15 protein-coding genes are annotated in these 16282 nt (G+C 69.7%); 2 read left to right on the forward strand and 13 right to left on the reverse strand.

Annotation, left to right across the window (positions count from 1 at the left end; translation table 11 throughout):
- The first annotated feature begins 32 nt into the window (after positions 1-32).
- Positions 33-659 (forward strand): TetR/AcrR family transcriptional regulator, encoded by a 627-nt coding sequence (locus tag PKF00_RS16710; protein ID WP_271218440.1) that lies wholly within the window; start codon positions 33-35, stop codon positions 657-659.
- Between the two features lie 121 nt (positions 660-780).
- Here PKF00_RS16710 and PKF00_RS16715 read toward each other — a convergent pair whose 3' ends face one another.
- From PKF00_RS16715 to sigJ, 6 genes are all read right to left on the reverse strand, one after another.
- Positions 781-1128 carry an RNA polymerase-binding protein RbpA gene (locus PKF00_RS16715; RefSeq protein ID WP_012892502.1) on the reverse strand — a complete coding sequence of 116 codons (348 nt, stop codon included), beginning with the start codon at positions 1126-1128 and terminating at the stop codon, positions 781-783.
- A gap of 80 nt (positions 1129-1208) precedes the next feature.
- Complete coding sequence (gene secG / locus PKF00_RS16720) at positions 1209-1439, reverse strand: preprotein translocase subunit SecG (RefSeq protein ID WP_271218441.1); 231 nt, start codon at positions 1437-1439, stop codon at positions 1209-1211.
- 129 nt (positions 1440-1568) lie between these two features.
- Positions 1569-2330 (reverse strand): triose-phosphate isomerase, encoded by a 762-nt coding sequence (gene tpiA, locus PKF00_RS16725; protein ID WP_271218484.1) that lies wholly within the window; start codon positions 2328-2330, stop codon positions 1569-1571.
- Positions 2331-2487: 157 nt separating this feature from the next.
- On the reverse strand, positions 2488-3675 hold the full coding sequence (locus PKF00_RS16730; protein WP_271218442.1) for a phosphoglycerate kinase: 1188 nt from the start codon (positions 3673-3675) through the stop codon (positions 2488-2490).
- Positions 3675-4679, reverse strand: a complete 1005-nt coding sequence (gap, locus tag PKF00_RS16735; protein ID WP_271218443.1) for a type I glyceraldehyde-3-phosphate dehydrogenase — start codon at positions 4677-4679, stop codon at positions 3675-3677. The genes PKF00_RS16730 and gap overlap by 1 nt, the downstream gene beginning before the upstream one ends.
- Positions 4680-5109: 430 nt before the next feature.
- On the reverse strand, positions 5110-6045 hold the full coding sequence (gene sigJ, locus PKF00_RS16740) for an RNA polymerase sigma factor SigJ (RefSeq protein ID WP_271218444.1): 936 nt from the start codon (positions 6043-6045) through the stop codon (positions 5110-5112).
- A 145-nt stretch (positions 6046-6190) separates the two neighbouring features.
- On the opposite strand from sigJ, the gene wrbA reads away from it, so the two are divergent.
- Positions 6191-6799, forward strand: a complete 609-nt coding sequence (wrbA, locus tag PKF00_RS16745) for an NAD(P)H:quinone oxidoreductase (RefSeq protein ID WP_271218445.1) — start codon at positions 6191-6193, stop codon at positions 6797-6799.
- A gap of 207 nt (positions 6800-7006) precedes the next feature.
- Here wrbA and whiA read toward each other — a convergent pair whose 3' ends face one another.
- The 7 genes from whiA to uvrA all read right to left on the reverse strand — a co-directional run bounded on the left by whiA (position 7007) and on the right by uvrA (position 16187).
- Positions 7007-7987, reverse strand: a complete 981-nt coding sequence (gene whiA, locus PKF00_RS16750; RefSeq protein ID WP_012892507.1) for a DNA-binding protein WhiA — start codon at positions 7985-7987, stop codon at positions 7007-7009.
- 91 nt (positions 7988-8078) lie between these two features.
- On the reverse strand, positions 8079-9014 hold the full coding sequence (locus PKF00_RS16755) for a gluconeogenesis factor YvcK family protein (protein WP_271218446.1): 936 nt from the start codon (positions 9012-9014) through the stop codon (positions 8079-8081).
- Entirely contained in the window at positions 9011-9883 is an 873-nt protein-coding gene (gene rapZ / locus PKF00_RS16760; RefSeq protein ID WP_271218447.1) for an RNase adapter RapZ, read from the reverse strand. Before rapZ ends, PKF00_RS16755 begins: the two co-directional genes overlap by 4 nt.
- Positions 9880-11985, reverse strand: a complete 2106-nt coding sequence (uvrC, locus tag PKF00_RS16765) for an excinuclease ABC subunit UvrC (protein WP_271218485.1) — start codon at positions 11983-11985, stop codon at positions 9880-9882. Before uvrC ends, rapZ begins: the two co-directional genes overlap by 4 nt.
- 256 nt (positions 11986-12241) lie before the next feature.
- Positions 12242-12706 carry a Rieske (2Fe-2S) protein gene (locus PKF00_RS16770; RefSeq protein ID WP_271218448.1) on the reverse strand — a complete coding sequence of 155 codons (465 nt, stop codon included), beginning with the start codon at positions 12704-12706 and terminating at the stop codon, positions 12242-12244.
- 133 nt (positions 12707-12839) lie between these two features.
- Positions 12840-13262, reverse strand: a complete 423-nt coding sequence (locus tag PKF00_RS16775) for a Rieske (2Fe-2S) protein (RefSeq protein WP_271218449.1) — start codon at positions 13260-13262, stop codon at positions 12840-12842.
- Positions 13263-13346: 84 nt separating this feature from the next.
- Positions 13347-16187 (reverse strand): excinuclease ABC subunit UvrA, encoded by a 2841-nt coding sequence (gene uvrA, locus PKF00_RS16780; protein ID WP_271218450.1) that lies wholly within the window; start codon positions 16185-16187, stop codon positions 13347-13349.
- Positions 16188-16282 lie beyond the last annotated feature (95 nt).

The raw sequence follows: 16282 nt of genomic DNA on the forward strand, positions 1-16282 counted from the left end.
TTCGTGAACCTGAGCTGTCGGGGAGGAAGGGAATGCAGTCGTCGGGGGCCAAGAGAGAGTTGCCGCTCATCGGGGGGCCGCCGCGGGAGCGGGCCGACGCCGCGGAGAACAGGAGGAAGATCCTCTCCGCCGCCCGGCGCATCGCGGCCACCGGAGGCGTGGAGAGCCTGTCCATGGACGAGGTGGCGCAGACCGCGGGCGTGGGGGTGGGCACGGTCTACCGGCGGTTCGGCGACCGCGCGGGGCTCGCCTACGCGCTGATCGACGAGCGCGAGCGCGTCCTGCAGGCCGCTTTCCTGCACGGGCCGCCGCCGCTCGGGCCTGGCGCGGAGCCGATCGAACGCATCGGCGCCTTCCTGTCCGCACTGGTCGACCGCACCGAGGAGCAGGCCGACCTGCTGCTGTTCGCGGAGACCAGCTCGCCGGAGGCGCGCTACGCGGGCGGCGCCTACGCCGCCTACCATCTGCACCTCGCCACGCTGATCCTCCGCCTTCGCCCGGACGCCGACGCGCACTACCTGGCCGACGCGCTGCTCGCCCCGTTGGCCGCCAATCTCTATCTGCACCAGCGCCGAACGCTCGGCATGGACGTCGAACGCGTCAAGGCCGGCCTGGACGCGCTCATCCGCAACCTGGGGCGGACGGACCCCGCGACCTGAGAGAGGCGGCAAACGGAACCATCTCCACTTATATAACCGGAATGGGTTCCGTTTATCAACTTCCTTGCGGCACGCGAAAGGCCCCCGTGGAACCGTCCACGGGGGCCTTTCGCGTGCCGTACTAGTAAATGGGTCGCGAGGAGGAGCGCAGCCGCTCCAGGGCTTCGGCCAGGATCTGGGCGCCGTCCTTGTCGCTACGACGCTCCTTCACGTAGGCCAGGTGCGTCTTGTAAGGCTCGTTACGCGGCGGCGCGGGCGGGTTGGCCTCGTCCTGACCCGCCGGCAGACCGCAGCGAGGGCAGTCCCAGAACTCCGGCACGGCGGCGTCGCTGGCGAAGCTGGGACGCGTCTCATGCATGTTCGCGCACCAGAACGGAACCCTTACACGGGGAGCCGCCTCGCCGCGCTCCGCCTCCCCCATCGGGCCGGCGCCGACACGGCTGCCACGGATCGCGTTGCCACTACCCACGGATGAACTCCTCGCTCGATGGCCCCTGCGCTCTGTTGGATGCGAGGGGCTGAACCACTGTCACGCTCGTCGTAGCCGGGTCAGGGCTTGAGAACCAGGCCCAGCGCGATGATGCACACGAACCAGACCACACCGGTGATGACGGTGAGCCGGTCAAGGTTGCGCTCCACCACGGAGGAGCCGCCGAACGACGACGAGAATCCGCCGCCGAACAGATCCGACAGACCACCGCCCTTGCCCTTGTGAAGCAGAACAAGCAGCACCATCAGCAAGCTCGCCAGAATGAGGGCGATGGAGATTCCGATTGTCACCGTGACCTGTCCCTGTGTGCGCGACCCGCGTCCGGGTGCGTCCCTTGTATGACGCCTGTGGCGTGACGATTCAAACTTGCTCTAAGAGGGTACGACCTGTTGTCAAGTCGTACCCTCCGAACGGCCCAGTCAGCCAGACATTTCGCTAAAGCGACAGATCTTGGCGAACTCCCCCGGGTCGAGGCTTGCGCCCCCCACCAGGGCTCCGTCCACGTCAGGCTGAGCCATGATGCCGGCGATGTTGTCAGATTTGACCGAGCCACCGTAAAGGATACGGACAGCCGCGGCCACCTCGCCGTCATACAGCTCGGCGAGTCGGGAACGCAGTGCCGAGCAGACCTCCTGAGCGTCGGCCGGGGTGGCCACCTCTCCGGTGCCGATCGCCCAGACCGGCTCGTAGGCCAGCACGATCGACCTGACCTGCTCGGCGGAGACCTTCCTGAGCGCCCCGTCGAGCTGCGAGACGCTGTGGGCCACCTGCCCGCCCGCCTGGCGGACCTCAAGCCCCTCCCCCACGCACAGGATCGGCGTGAGCGAGTTGCGGTAGGCCGCCTGCACCTTGGCGTTGACCAGGTCGTCGTCCTCGTGGTGGTACTGCCGCCGCTCCGAGTGCCCGATCACGACGAAGGTGCACCCGAGCTTGGCGAGCATCGCCCCGGAGACGTCCCCGGTGTAGGCGCCCGCGTCGTGCTGGGACAGGTCCTGCCCGCCGTACAGGATCCGCAGCTTGTCACCGTCGACCAGGGTCTGCACGCTGCGCAGATCCGTGAACGGCGGCAACACGGCCACGTCGACCTTGTCGAAGTCCTTGTCGTTGAGGGCGAACGCCAGCTTCTGGGTGGTGGCGATGGCCTCGAGGTGGTTGAGGTTCATCTTCCAGTTGCCGGCCATGAGTGGCTTGCGTGCCGTGCTCACCTGTCGCTCACCGCTCTCTGTCCGCCTTCGTTTCCGTCATGCTCCCCGCCTGTCGCCCTGCCCGTCGCCGGTGGCCCGGCGTGCCCGGGGCACGCGCGGCGCGCACCGGCGCGCTCACTGCGTCGATCCACTCCTATGCCTCCAGGGCGACGAGCCCGGGCAGGGTCTTGCCCTCCAGGTATTCGAGGCTGGCCCCGCCACCGGTGGAGATGTGCGAGAAGCCGTCCTCGGGGAGGCCGAGCTGCCGCACGGCGGCGGCGGAGTCACCGCCTCCGACGACCGTGAAGGCCTCCGACCTGATCAACGCCTCGGCGACGGCACGGGTTCCCTCGGAGAACGCCTCGAACTCGAAGACGCCCATCGGGCCGTTCCAGAACACGGTCCTGGCGTCCGCGAGCTTCGTGGCGAAAAGCTCGCGGCTCCGCGGACCGATGTCCAGACCCTGCCGGTCCGCCGGGATCGCGGTGGCGTCGACGACCTCGTGCTCCGCGTCCTCGGCGAAGTGCGTGGCCGCCAGCACGTCGACCGGGAGGACGATCTCGACGCCGCGCTTGACCGCCTCGTTGAGGAAGTCGCGCACCTGGTCGAGCTGGTCGCGCTGCAGCAGCGACTGGCCGACCTCGTGGCCCTGGGCGGCCAGGAAGGTGTAGGCCATGCCGCCGCCGATGAGCAGCCGGTCGACCTTGGTGAGCAGGTTGCCGATGACGCCGAGCTTGTCGGAGACCTTGGCGCCGCCGAGCACGACGACGTACGGCCTCGCGGGGTTCTCGGTCAGCTTCCTGAGGACCTCGACCTCGGCCGCGACGAGCTTGCCCGCCGCGTGCGGCAGCAGCAGCGGCACGTCGTAGACGCTGGCGTGCTTGCGGTGGACCGCGCCGAAGCCGTCGCCGACGTAGACCTCGCCGAAGGCCGCCAGCTTCTCGGCGAACGCGGCGCGCTCGGCGTCGTCCTTGGACTCCTCGCCCGGCTCGAAGCGCAGGTTCTCCAGCAGGGCCACCTGGCCGTCCTGGAGCCCCTCCACGACCGACTGGGCCGACTGCCCGACGACGTCGCCCGCGAAGGCGACCTCGGCGCCCAGGAGCTCGCCGAGGCGCTTGGCGACGGGCGCCAGGGAGTACTTCGGGTTGGGCTCGCCCTTCGGACGGCCCAGGTGGGCGCAGGCGATCACGCGCGCGCCCTTCTCGGCCAGCTCCTTGATCGTCGGAAGCGAGGCCCTGATACGGCCGTCGTCGGTGATGACGTCCCCGTCCAGGGGAACGTTGAGGTCGACGCGTACGAGGACGCGCCGACCCTTCACGTCGAACTCAGACAGGTCCTTCATCAGAGGTCGGCGCCGACCAGCTCGATGAGGTCCGCGAGACGGTTGGAGTATCCCCACTCGTTGTCGTACCAGCCGACGACCTTGACCTGGTTGCCGATCACCTTGGTCAGGCCGGCGTCGAAGATGCAGGAGGAGGGGTCGGTGACGATGTCGGAGGAGACGATCGGGTCCTCGGTGTAGGTCAGGTAGCCCTTGAGCTCGCCCTCCGCGGCGGCCTTCAGCGCGGCGTTGACCTCCTCGGCGGTGGTCTCACGGCTGACGTCGACGGTCAGGTCGGTCGCCGAGCCGGTGGGGATCGGCACGCGCAGCGCGAAGCCGTCGAGCTTGCCCTTCAGCTCCGGCAGCACCAGGCCGATGGCCTTGGCCGCGCCGGTGGAGGTCGGCACGATGTTCAGCGCGGCGGCGCGGGCGCGGCGCAGGTCGCTGTGCGGGCCGTCCTGCAGGTTCTGGTCCTGCGTGTAGGCGTGGATCGTGGTCATCAGACCCTTCTCGATGCCGAAGGTGTCGTTGATGACCTTGGCCATGGGGGCCAGGCAGTTGGTGGTGCACGACGCGTTGGAGATGATCGTGTGGTTGGCCGGGTCGTACTTGTCGTGGTTGACGCCCAGCACGATGGTGACGTCCTCGTTCTTGGCCGGGGCCGAGATGATGACCTTCTTCGCGCCGTTCTCTGCGTGCACCCGGGCCTTGTTGGCGTCGGTGAAGAAGCCGGTCGACTCGACCACGACGTCGACGCCCAGGTCCCCCCAGGGCAGCTTGGCGGGGTCGCGCTCGGCGAACGCCTTGATCGCCTTACCGTCCACGATGATCTCGTCGGCGGTGCTCTTCACCTCGTACGGCAGGCGGCCGAGGATGCTGTCGTACTTGAGCAGGTGGGCGAGCGTGGCGTTGTCGGTCAGGTCGTTGACCGCAACGATCTCGATGTCCTTGCCGCTGGCAGCGACCGCACGCCAGAAGTTGCGACCGATGCGGCCGAATCCGTTGACGCCTACGCGGATGGTCACGGTGCCGATCTCCTCGTACGTCGTGCGCCGGCCAGACGGACCGGCGACTTGGGCGGGCTGAAACCTCAACCACGAACCCTATCGGACCCAAATTGGTTTAGACCACTCGCGGGGGCCGGTCTGTTCTTCCTCATCCCATGTGTAGGTATCGCACTATTCAAGTCGAGTGCCCGACTTGTCACTGTAAATCCGTGTAACACCACGATGACCTGCTATGACATTTTTAATTGACAGCCGTTAGGAGCGGTCGCCGGTAAACGACCGCCGGAGTCGGCGTGACGGGGACCGGATGTCCCAGCGGCAGCGGGGTCCCGCTCGGCGGACGGGTACGCGGACGGTGACGAACGCGGCGGCCGGGCAGAGGCGGGAGCCGACGACTCCGCCGTCGCGTTCGAAGCGGCGGGCGGAGCCGATGGCGCGCAGGCGCGTGTCAGCCCGTCGCCCACGGCCGGAGCTTGTCGGGGTTGAGCACTGCCCAGACATGCTTGATCCGGTCGCCTGCGACGTCGAACGCCAGCACCGACACGGTGACGCCGTCCAGCTGGGCCACCAGACCAGGATGACCGTTGACCGCGCGCTCCAGGATCGTCATGTTGGATGCCGCACCGGCCCGGTCGGCGAAGAAACGTGCGACCTGCTCGGCGCCTTCGACCGGACGGATCTCGGCTCTGACGAGTCCGCCGCCGTCGCCGGTCGCCGTCGCGTCGGGGTCGAGGAGGCCGACGAGGGCGTGGAGGTCCTTGGCCTCCCATGCCCGCTTGAAGGCTCTGACGACGTCGGCGCGCTGGGCCGCCGGGGTCGCGGGAGCCCGCGACGCGCGAATGCGGCGGCGGGCGGAGGAGGCCAGCTGGCGGCACGCCGTCGGCGTACGGCCGACGATCTCGGCCACTTCGGCGAAGGGGTAGCGGAAGACGTCGTGGAGGACGAACGTGACCCGCTCGGCCGGGGTCATCGAGTCGAGCACGACGAGGAAGGCCATGTTGACCGACTCGTCGAGGGTGACCCGGTCGGCCGGGTCGGCCGTGCCGCTGCCCGACCCTCCGTCGCTCCACTCCGCACGGTCGGGCAGCGGCTCGGGGATCCATTCACCCACGTAGCGCTCCCGCCTGACCCGTGCCGAGCCGAGCAGGTCGAGACAGATGCGACTGGCGACGGTCGTCAGCCAGCCGCCGGGGGACTCGACGCCCTCCTGCCGCTGCCGGGACATGGCGTACCAGCGGGCGTAGGTCTCCTGTACGACGTCCTCGGCGTCGGCCAGGGAGCCGAGGAGCCGGTAGGCGAGATTGGTCAGCTGACGCCGCTCGCTCATGATCGCGCTCAGGCCCGGATCGGGCCTGCCGTCTCCCGGCTCGGATGGGGTGGTCACGGTGTCGCCGGCTCCCTTGGTCGCGTCTTCCCTCACCCGGTTCGACGAGACAGCGCACCGAAGTGTGAGGTCGGCCCGTCGCCTCACATTCCGAGGGGTCGCATCGTCGAACCGCTGAGACGAACGCCAGGGAAGGAACCCGATCATGGAACCCGTCAACGTCGCGATCATTTACTACAGCGCCACAGGCACCGTGCACGCCTTGGCGCAGGCCGCCGCCGAGGGCGCGGAAAAGGCCGGCGCGCGCGTGCGACTGCGCAAGGTCGCCGAACTGGCCCCGCCGGAGGCGATCAGCGCCAGGCCGGACTGGGCGCAGCACCTCCAGGACACCGCCGACGTCGCCGAGGTCGGCCTCGACGACCTGGTCTGGGCCGACGCGGTGCTGTTCGGCACCCCCACCCGCTTCGGCAACCCGGCCAGCCAGCTCAGGGCGTTCATCGACACCACCGGCGGCCTGTGGTACCACGGCAAGCTCGCGGACAAGGTGTACTCGGCTTTCACCGCCTCCAACACCGCCCACGGCGGACAGGAGTCCACCCTCCTGGCGCTAGGGAACACGTTCTACCACTGGGGCGGCGTCATCGTGCCCCCCGGCTACACCGACCCCGTCCAGTTCCAGTCAGGCAATCCCTACGGCGCCTCCCACGTGGCCGGCGACGGGCCGCCCGGTGAGGTGGCCCTGCAGGCGGCCCGTCACCAGGCCCGCCGCGTCGTCGACACCGCGGCCTCGCTCAAGGCCGGCCGCGCCGCCTGATCCGGCGCAGGACGCCAACGGGACACCCGGCCTCCGTCACGCCGACTCCGGCGACCGTCCACCGGCGGCCGCTCCAAAGCCGTCGGAACGGGACCCCACTCACCGGACGGACGTCCCCGGACCGGCGGCGAACGCCCGCGGCGGGCAAGCGGGAGGGCGGGCTTCGCGCGCTCCCGGCGACGGCGGGAGCACGCAGGGCGACGCGGCCTACGGCGCCAGCATGTCCACCGTGAGGTTGGCCTCGGTGTTGGGGATGCCGATGTCCTGGGCGCGCTTGTCGGCCATCGCGAGCAGGCGGCGGATGCGTCCGGCGATGGCGTCCTTGGTCAGCGGCGGGTCGGCGAGCTGACCGAGCTCCTCAAGAGAGGCCTGCTTGTGCTCGACGCGCAGGCGGCCCGCGATCACCAGGTGCTCAGGAGCCTCCTCCCCGAGGATCTCCAGGGCCCGTTGCACCCTGGCCCCCGCCGCGACCGCCGCGCGGGCCGAGCGCCGCAGGTTGGCGTCGTCGAAGTTGGCCAGCCGGTTGGCCGTCGCCCGCACCTCGCGGCGCATCCGCCGCTCCTCCCAGGCGAGGACGCTGTCGTGGGCGCCGAGCCGGGTCAGCAGCGCGCTGATCGCGTCTCCGTCGCGGACCACGACGCGGTCGACGCCGCGGACCTCACGGGCCTTGGCGTGGATCTTCAGCCGCCTCGCGGAGCCGACCAGGGCGAGCGCCGCCTCAGGACCGGGGCAGGTGACCTCGAGCGACATGGAACGGCCCGGCTCGGTGAGCGAGCCGTGGGCCAGGAACGCGCCCCGCCAGGCGGCCTCCGCGTCACAGGTCGCCCCCGCGACCACCTGACGCGGCAGGCCGCGGACCGGACGGCCGTGGTTGTCGATCAGGCCGGTCTGCCGGGCCAGCGCCTCCCCGTCGCGGTAGACCCTGACCACGTAGCGCGAGCCCTTGCGCAACCCCGCGGGGGCCAGGACGAGCACTTCCGCCTTGTGTCCGAAAACCTCGCCGATGTCCTTGATGAGCCTTCTGGCGGTGACGTTGGTGTCCAGCTCCGCCTCGATCACGATCCGCCCGCCCACCAGGTGCAGCCCGCTCGCGAACCGCAGCAGCGTCGAAACCTCGGCCTTACGGCAGCAAGGCTTCAGGACTGGCAAGCGACTCAGCTCGTCTTTCACCACACCTGTCATCGCCATGCGCGTTCGTCCTCCCCCATACAGACCTCATGCAGCCCGAGAAACCAGGCTCATAGAAGTTTCTCGCACTCCTGAGCACCGCTGACCAGGATCAACGCTTCTCACGGAAAATCTCGTCCAGGACGGAGGCAAGACGTTGCGCATCGTGCCGCGGCGAGCCGTCCTCGTCGGCCACCGAGGCCAGGACGAGCCGCCCGCCCAGCTCGGCGGCGGCCTTCTCCAACTCCTCCCCGTCCTCGGCCACGCCGGTGTCGGCGAGCACCACGTCGATCTCCAGGGAGGGCGCGTGCGCTCGCAGGACCTCCAGGTGTTTCTGGGGCGAGAAGCCGTCGGTCTCCCCTGGCTGGGGGGCCAGGTTGAGCGCGACCAGGCGGCGCGCCCGGGTCCGGTGCAGGGCGTCGGCAAGCTCCGGCACCTTGAGATGGGGCAGCACGCTGGTGAACCACGACCCGGGGCCGAAGATCACCCAGTCGGCCTCCATCACCGCCTCGACCGCCTGGGGGCAGGCCGGCGGATCCTCGGGCAGCAGCGAGATGGCCCGAACCCTGCCCGGGGTGAGGGCGCACGCCACCTGGCCGTACACGGTGCTCACCTGGCCGTCCAGCTCGACCTCCGCGGCGATGTCGAGCGGCACCGAGGACATCGGCAGGACCCGCCCGTGCGCGCCCAGCAGCCGTCCGACCCAGTCGAGCCCGGCGACCGTGTCTCCCAGCCGCTCCCACAGCGCCACGATCAGCAGGTTGCCGACCGCGTGCCCGTGCAGCTCGCCCTCGCTGCGGAAACGGTGCTGGGCCACCTCGCTCCAGGTCCGCCCCCACTCGTCGTCACCGCACAGCGCGGCGAGCGCCATCCGCAGGTCTCCCGGGGGCAGCACGCCGAGCTCGCGGCGCAGCCGCCCGCTCGACCCCCCGTCGTCCGCCACGGTGACCACGGCTGTCAGCTCGGAGGTGACCCTGCGCAGCGCCGACAGCGAGGCGTACAGCCCGTGTCCTCCGCCCAGGGCGACGACCTTGAGATCCTCGCTCACTCCCGGCCCACATCCCGGTGGCTCACCTGCACCTCCATGCCTCCCCGATCTCGCAATCGACCGCCGATCTGCTCGGCCATGGCGACGCTGCGGTGCTTGCCGCCGGTACAGCCGACGGCGAGCGTGGCGTAGCCCTTGCCCTCGCGGGTGTAGCCGGCCGCGATGATGCCGACCACCTCCTCGTAGGCGTCGAGGAGCTCCTTGGCCCCGGCCTGGTTGAGAACGTAATCGCGCACCGGGGCGTCGAGGCCGTTCATCGGGCGGAGCTCGGGAACCCAGTGGGGATTGGGCAGGAAACGGCAGTCGACGACCAGGTCGGCGTCGACGGGCAGGCCGTACTTGTAGCCGAAGGAGACCACGTTGACCCGCAGCCCGGGGCGGTCCTCACCGCCGAAGAAAGCGACGATCTTGCCGCGGAGCTCGTGGACGTTGAGGTTGGAGGTGTCGATCACCAGGTCGGCGTTGGCCCTGACCTCGCGCAGGATGCCGCGCTCGCGGGCGATCCCGTCGACCAGCCTGCCGTCTCCCTGCAGCGGGTGCGGGCGGCGGACGTTCTCGAACCTGCGGACCAGCTCCTCGTCGCTGGCCTCGAGGAACACCACCCGCACCGCGACGCCGCGCCCCTCGAGCTCCTCGATCGCGGCGTTGAGGTCGGTGGTGAAGGCCAGGCTGCGAACGTCGACCACCGCGGCCACCTTGTCGGCGGCCAGTTTGACCCGTCCCGCCTCCTCCGCCATGGCGAACAGCAGGCCTGGAGGCAGGTTGTCGATGACGAACCAGCCCAGGTCCTCCAGGGCCTTGGCCGCCGTGCTCCGTCCCGCCCCCGACATACCGGTGACGATGACGAACGCGGACTCTCTTTCGTTCATGGGTTCTCCCCCTTCAACGCCGACACGATCGTCTCGGCCGTAGCGGGGCCGATCCCGGGAACCTCGCAGATCTGGGAAGCGGTCGCCTCCCGCAGCCGCTTCACCGATCCGAAATGCTTGATCAGGGCCTGCCTGCGGGCAGGACCGAGCCCGGGAACCTCGTCCAGGGCGCTTTCCTTCACGCTCTTCGACCGCTTCGACCGATGGTAGGTGATGGCGAACCGGTGGGCCTCGTCACGCACACGCTGGAGGAGGTAAAGGGCCTCGCTGGAGCGGGGAAGGATCACGGGCAGGTCCTCGCCGGGGAGCCAGACCTCCTCCAGCCTCTTGGCCAGGCCGCAGACCGCCACGTCGTCGACTCCCAGCTCGTCCAGCGCCCGCTGGGCGGCGGCCGCCTGGGCCGGGCCACCGTCCACCACGACCAGGTTGGGGGCGTATGCGAACTTACGCGGCCTGCCGGTCTCCGGGTCGACCCCCGCCCCCGCGCCTGGCCCCCCGCCCATCTCCGAGTCCGCTCCCAGGCCCGCCCCGGGAACCGCTCCCGGGCCGCTCTCCCCGTTCACCCCCGGGTCCGCCCCGGGAACCGCTCCCGGGCCCGTCTCCCCAACCGTCCCCAGGCCCTTCGCCGGGCCCGTCTCCCCGACCGTCCCCAGGCCCGCCCCGGGGACCGCTCCCGGGCCCACTTCGGTGTCGAGCTCTCCGGTGGCCGAGCGCTCCTCCAGGTAGCGCTTGAACCTGCGGGAGATCACCTCGTGTATCGAGGCGACGTCGCCCTCGGTGGAGTTGACGGAGAACCTGCGGTACTCGCTCTTGCGGGCCAGGCCGTCCTCGAAGACCACCATGGAGGCCACCACGTTGGTGCCCTGCGTGTGCGAGACGTCGTAGCACTCGATCCGCAGCGGCGCCTGGTCGAGACCGAGGGCGTCCGCGACCTCCTGCAGCGCCTTGCTGCGCGAGGTCAGGTCGCTGGCCCGCTTGAGCTTGTGCTGAGTGAGCGCCTCCTTGGCGTTGCGCTCGACGGTCTCCATCAGCGCCTTCTTGTCACCGCGCTGTGGGACCCGGACCTCCACCCGGGCCCCTCTGTGCTCGCTGAGCAGCTCGGTCACCGCCCCGACGTCGGGCGGCAGCGCGGGCACCAGCACCTCCCTGGGCAGCGCGTCGGGGGCCGCCTCGCCGTACATCTGCAGCAGGAACTGCTCGACCAGCTCGCCGGGCCCCGCGTCCTCGACCTTGTCGACCACCCATCCGCGCTGTCCCCTGATGCGCCCGCCGCGGACGTAGAAGACCTGGACGGCGGCCTCGAGCGGATCCTCGACCAGCGCGACCACGTCGCAGTCGGTGTTGTCGGCCAGCACGACCGCCTGCTTCTCCATCGCCCGCTGCAGGGCCTGGACGTCGTCACGCAGCCGGGCGGCCCGTTCGTACTCCTGCTCGGCGGCGGCCTGGCGCATCTCGCGCTCGAGACGCTTGGTGAACCGTCCTGTGTTCCCGGCCATGAAGTCGCAGAAGTCGTCGGCCAGCGCCCGGTGCTCCTGCTCGGTGACCCTGCCGACGCAGGGCGCGGAGCACTTGTCGATGTAACCCAGCAGGCAGGGCCGGTCGATCTGGGCGGCGCGCCGGAACACCCCCGCCGAGCAGCTCCTGATCGGGAAGACCCGCAGCAGCAGGTCGACCGTCTCCCTGATCGCCCACGCGTGGGAGTAGGGACCGAAGTAGCGGGTGCCCTTGCGCTTGGCCCCGCGCAGCACCTGGACCCTGGGGAACTCCTCCCCCATGGTGACCGCGAGGTAGGGGTAGGACTTGTCGTCGCGGTATTTGACGTTGAAGCGGGGGTCGTACTCCTTGATCCAGGAGTATTCGAGCTGGAGCGCCTCGACCTCGGTGCCGACGACCGTCCAGTCGACGTCCGCGGCGGTCGTGAGCATGGTCTGGGTGCGTGGGTGCAACCCGGCGAAGTCGGCGAAGTAGGAGTTCAGCCGCTGGCGCAGGCTCTTGGCCTTGCCCACGTAGATGACCCTGCCTCCGGCGTCCCTGAACCGGTAGACGCCGGGGGACTCGGGGATCGACCCCGGCTTCGGCCGGAAACTCGCCGGACCACCCATAGATCTCGCCACATTCGAAAGCCTATAGGCCTTCGCCGACAGGATTCCTTCTCGAAGAACGCCCGTTTCTCCCGGCGCACCGGGGACACGGGCCCCCGTCCCCCGTGCCGGGCCCGCGCGCCCCGGCACGCGGGGCGGCGGACAACCGGAGCCGAGCGCCCCTCTCGGCGCCGGAGCCTGCGGACAGCGTCCAGGCAGCGTCCAGGCAGTGTTCAGGCAGTGTTCAGGCAGTGCCCAAGCAGTGCCCGGCCGGTGCTCAGCCGAGGGTGATGGAGTCGCCCTCGACCTTGATGGTCTTCTCGGGGAGAGGCTTGTTCGCCGGGCCGTTGGTCACGGCGCCGTCCGCGATGGCGAACTTGCTGCCGTGGCAGGGGCAGTTGATCGTGCCGTTGGAGACGCTCGCCACGTCACACCCCTGGTGGGGGCAGACGGAGGAGAACGCCTTGAACTCTCCGGCCTTCGGCTGGGTCACCACGACCTTCTCCGCCTTGAAGACCTTGCCGCCCCCCACCGGGATGTCAGCGGTCTTGGTCAGGGCGCCCGCGCTCGAGCCCTCCCCCGAACTCGCGCCCGATCCCGAACTCGCGCCGGTCTCCGGCGCGGCGGGCGCGGTGGAGACGCTTCCCGAGGTCGGCTCGCTGCTGCCGCACGCGGTCAGCAGCGCCGCCACTCCCACGCCTCCCGCGCCCAGCACCACCGCGCGACGTGTCGTCTCTGTCATGGTCACCCCTCCAGGATCCTCTTCTTCGGGTACGGCCGGCACACCGGCGCCGGTTCAGCATGCCGTACCCGACATCAAGAGACTGTGAAGAATTACGCGCGCGGAAGGTTTCGAGGGTGTAACAAAGCTGCCCTCAGATCATGACGATGCCGTCGCCCTCGACCCTCAGGGCGTACTCGGCCAGCGGAGCCTCCGCCGGACCCTTGAGGCACTTGCCGGAGTCGACGGCGAACTCGCTGCCGTGGCAGGGGCAGCGGATGACCCCGTCGGAGATCCGGCCGACCGCGCACCCCCTGTGCGGGCAGCTCGCGCTGAACGCCTTGAACACCCCCGCGGCCGGCTGGGTGATCACGATCTTCCATTTGGCGATGACCTTGCCGCCCCCCACCGGGATGTCGGCGGCCTGGGCGATGACCTGCCCCTTGACGCCGGGCGGCACGACGGCCGGGCCGGGCTCACCCGCGGCGCATCCGGTGAGCGCCGCCCCGCACGCCACCACGGCGGCGCCGATCACATGCCTGCGCGTGGGCATGGCGGAATCGTCACTGCTGCTCATCACGGCCCTTCCGCAACGTCGCCCGTCGAAGGCGGGCGTCCGCGTCAAGGGTATTGACGCGGACGCCCGCCCCCGAATCCGGCCTCAGGTGCCGAGGATCTTGCGCAGGAAGCGGCCGGTGTGGCTGGCGTCGACCAGGGCGACCTCCTCCGGCGTGCCCGTGGCCAGCACGGTGCCACCCCTGGAGCCGCCTTCGGGACCCATGTCGATCAGCCAGTCGGCGGTCTTGATCACGTCGAGGTTGTGCTCGATGACGATCACCGTGTTGCCCCCGTCGACGAGCTTTCCCAGCACGCCCAGCAGCCTGCGGATGTCCTCGAAGTGCAGGCCCGTGGTCGGCTCGTCCAGCACGTAGATCGTCCGGCCCGTGGAGCGGCGCTGCAGCTCGGAGGCGAGCTTGACGCGCTGCGCCTCGCCTCCCGACAGGGTGGTCGCGGGCTGGCCGAGACGGACGTAGCCCAGACCGACGTCGTTGAGCGTCTTGAGGTAGCGCTTGATGGACGGGATGGCGTCGAAGAAGCCCAGCGCCTCCTCGATCGGCATGTCGAGCACCTCGGAGATCGTCTTGCCCTTGTAGTGGACCTCCAGGGTCTCCCGGTTGTATCGCGCCCCGTGACAGACCTCACACGGCACGTAGACGTCGGGCAGGAAGTTCATCTCGATCTTGATGGTGCCGTCGCCCGAGCAGGCCTCGCACCGGCCGCCCTTGACGTTGAAGCTGAAGCGGCCCTTCTGGTATCCGCGGACCTTGGCCTCCGTGGTCTGCGCGAACAGGTCGCGCACCTTGTCGAAGACGCCGGTGTAGGTCGCCGGGTTCGAGCGCGGGGTGCGGCCGATCGGCGACTGGTCGACGTGCACGACCTTGTCGACGAGGTCCATCCCGTTGACCCGCGCGTGACGCCCGGGGACGGTGCGCGCGCCGTTCAGCTCCTTGGCCAGGGCGTTGTAGAGGATGTCGTTGACGAGCGTGGACTTGCCCGACCCCGAGACGCCGGTGACCGCGGTGAACAGCCCGAGGGGGAACTCCACGTCGACGCCCTTGAGGTTGTGCTCGCGAGCGCCCTTCACGGTGATCTGCCGCTTCCTGTCGCGCTTGCGACGGTTGGCGGGGATGGCGATGGTCCTGCGGCCCGACAGGTAGGCGCCGGTCATCGACTCCTCGGAGGCCAGCAGGTCGGCCACGGTGCCGGAGACGACGACCTGGCCACCGTGCTCGCCCGCGCCGGGGCCGATGTCGACCACCCAGTCCGCAGCGGCGATGGTGTCCTCGTCGTGCTCGACCACGATGAGCGTGTTGCCCATGTCGCGCAGTCTGATCAGGGTCTCCAGCAGCCGCTGGTTGTCGCGCTGGTGCAGGCCGATGGACGGCTCGTCGAGCACGTAGAGCACGCCGACGAGCCCCGAGCCGATCTGGGTGGCCAGGCGGATGCGCTGCGCCTCACCGCCGGCGAGGGTGCCGGAGGCGCGGTCCATGGTCAGGTAGTCCAGGCCCACGTCGAGCAGGAAGCCCATCCGGGCGTTGATCTCCTTGACCACCCGCTCGGCGATCTGCATGTCCCGGTCCGACAGCGTGAGCCCGGCGAGGAACCCGGCGCAGTCGCCGATCGACATCGCCGAGACGTCGGCGATCGAGCGGCCGTCCACCGTGACGGCCAGCGAGACCGGCTTGAGCCTGGCTCCTCGGCAGGCGGGGCAGGGGATCTCCCGCATGTAGCCTTCGTACTTCTCCCGCATGCCGTCGCTCTCCGACTCGGCATGACGGCGCTGCACCCAGGGGATGACCCCCTCGAAGGTGGTGTAGTAGGAGCGCTGGCGGCCGTAGCGGTTGCTGTAGCGGACGTGGACCTGCTCGTCGTGACCGTACAGCAGCGCCTTCTGGGCCTTCTTCGGGAGCTTCTCCCAGGGGGTCTCGAGCTTGAACCCCGTCGCCAGGCCGAGCGCCTCGATGAGACGGACGAAGTAGTCGCTGGTGTGCCCGCCCGCCCACGGCGAGATGGCGCCGTCGTCCAGGGTCTTCTCCGGGTCGGGCACGACGAGCTCGGGGTCGACCTCCATCCGCACTCCGAGGCCCGTGCACTCGGGACAGGCGCCGAAGGGCGAGTTGAAGGAGAACGAGCGGGGCTCCAGCTCCTCGAACGACAGGTCGTCGTAGGGGCAGTAGAGGTGCTCGGAGTAGAAGCGCTCCCGGTTCGGGTCGCTCTCCGGGAGGTCGACGAACTCCAGTGTGATCGTGCCGCCGGACAGCTGCAGGGCGGTCTCGACCGAGCCGGTCAGGCGGCTGCGCGAGCTCTCCTTCACCGCGAGCCGGTCGACGATCACCTCGATGTCGTGCTTCTCCTGCTTCTTCAGCGTCGGCGGCTCGTCGAGGCGGACCACCGTGCCGTCGACGCGGGCCCTGGCGAAGCCCTTGGCCTGGAGCTGGCCGAAGAGCTCGACGTATTCGCCCTTGCGACCTCGGACGACCGGGGCGAGCACCTGGAAACGGGTGCCTTCCTGAAGCTCCATCACCCGGTCGACGATCTGCTCGGGACTCTGCCTGGCGATCGGGCGGGCGCAGCTGGGACAGTGCGGCTTGCCGATGCGCGCCCACAGCAGCCGCAGGTAGTCGTAGACCTCGGTGATCGTGCCGACCGTCGAGCGCGGGTTGCGGCTCGTCGACTTCTGGTCGATCGAGACGGCGGGGGAGAGTCCTTCGATGAAGTCGACGTCCGGCTTGTCCATCTGCCCGAGGAACTGCCTGGCGTAGGCGGACAGCGACTCGACATAGCGGCGCTGGCCCTCGGCGAAGATGGTGTCGAAGGCCAGGCTCGACTTGCCGGAACCCGACAGTCCGGTGAAGACGATCAGAGAGTCTCGCGGCAGGTCCAGCGAGACGTCCTTGAGGTTGTGTTCGCGTGCGCCACGCACGATGAGGCGGTCAGCCACTGCAATCCCGACGTCGATGTAGAAGGTTGAGAAGCGGTCGCGGGAAGACTAGCCACGGGGTCCGACAAATTTTCGGAGCGACATCTGGGGGCTGG

The sequence above is a fragment of the Streptosporangium carneum genome, assembly GCF_027922005.1.
GTDB lineage: Bacteria > Actinomycetota > Actinomycetes > Streptosporangiales > Streptosporangiaceae > Streptosporangium > Streptosporangium carneum.

What these genes read in the sequence shown, in the direction of transcription:
- PKF00_RS16710 (WP_271218440.1), top strand. Translation starts at nt 33, where the DNA reads ATGCAGTCGTCGGGGGCCAAGAGAGAGTTGCCGCTCATCGGGGGGCCG.
- tpiA (WP_271218484.1), bottom strand. Translation starts at nt 2,330, where the DNA reads ATGGCCGGCAACTGGAAGATGAACCTCAACCACCTCGAGGCCATCGCC.
- PKF00_RS16730 (WP_271218442.1), bottom strand. Translation starts at nt 3,675, where the DNA reads ATGAAGGACCTGTCTGAGTTCGACGTGAAGGGTCGGCGCGTCCTCGTA.
- wrbA (WP_271218445.1), top strand. Translation starts at nt 6,191, where the DNA reads ATGGAACCCGTCAACGTCGCGATCATTTACTACAGCGCCACAGGCACC.
- whiA (WP_012892507.1), bottom strand. Translation starts at nt 7,987, where the DNA reads ATGGCGATGACAGGTGTGGTGAAAGACGAGCTGAGTCGCTTGCCAGTC.
- rapZ (WP_271218447.1), bottom strand. Translation starts at nt 9,883, where the DNA reads ATGAACGAAAGAGAGTCCGCGTTCGTCATCGTCACCGGTATGTCGGGG.
- uvrC (WP_271218485.1), bottom strand. Translation starts at nt 11,985, where the DNA reads ATGGGTGGTCCGGCGAGTTTCCGGCCGAAGCCGGGGTCGATCCCCGAG.
- PKF00_RS16770 (WP_271218448.1), bottom strand. Translation starts at nt 12,706, where the DNA reads ATGACAGAGACGACACGTCGCGCGGTGGTGCTGGGCGCGGGAGGCGTG.
- PKF00_RS16775 (WP_271218449.1), bottom strand. Translation starts at nt 13,262, where the DNA reads ATGAGCAGCAGTGACGATTCCGCCATGCCCACGCGCAGGCATGTGATC.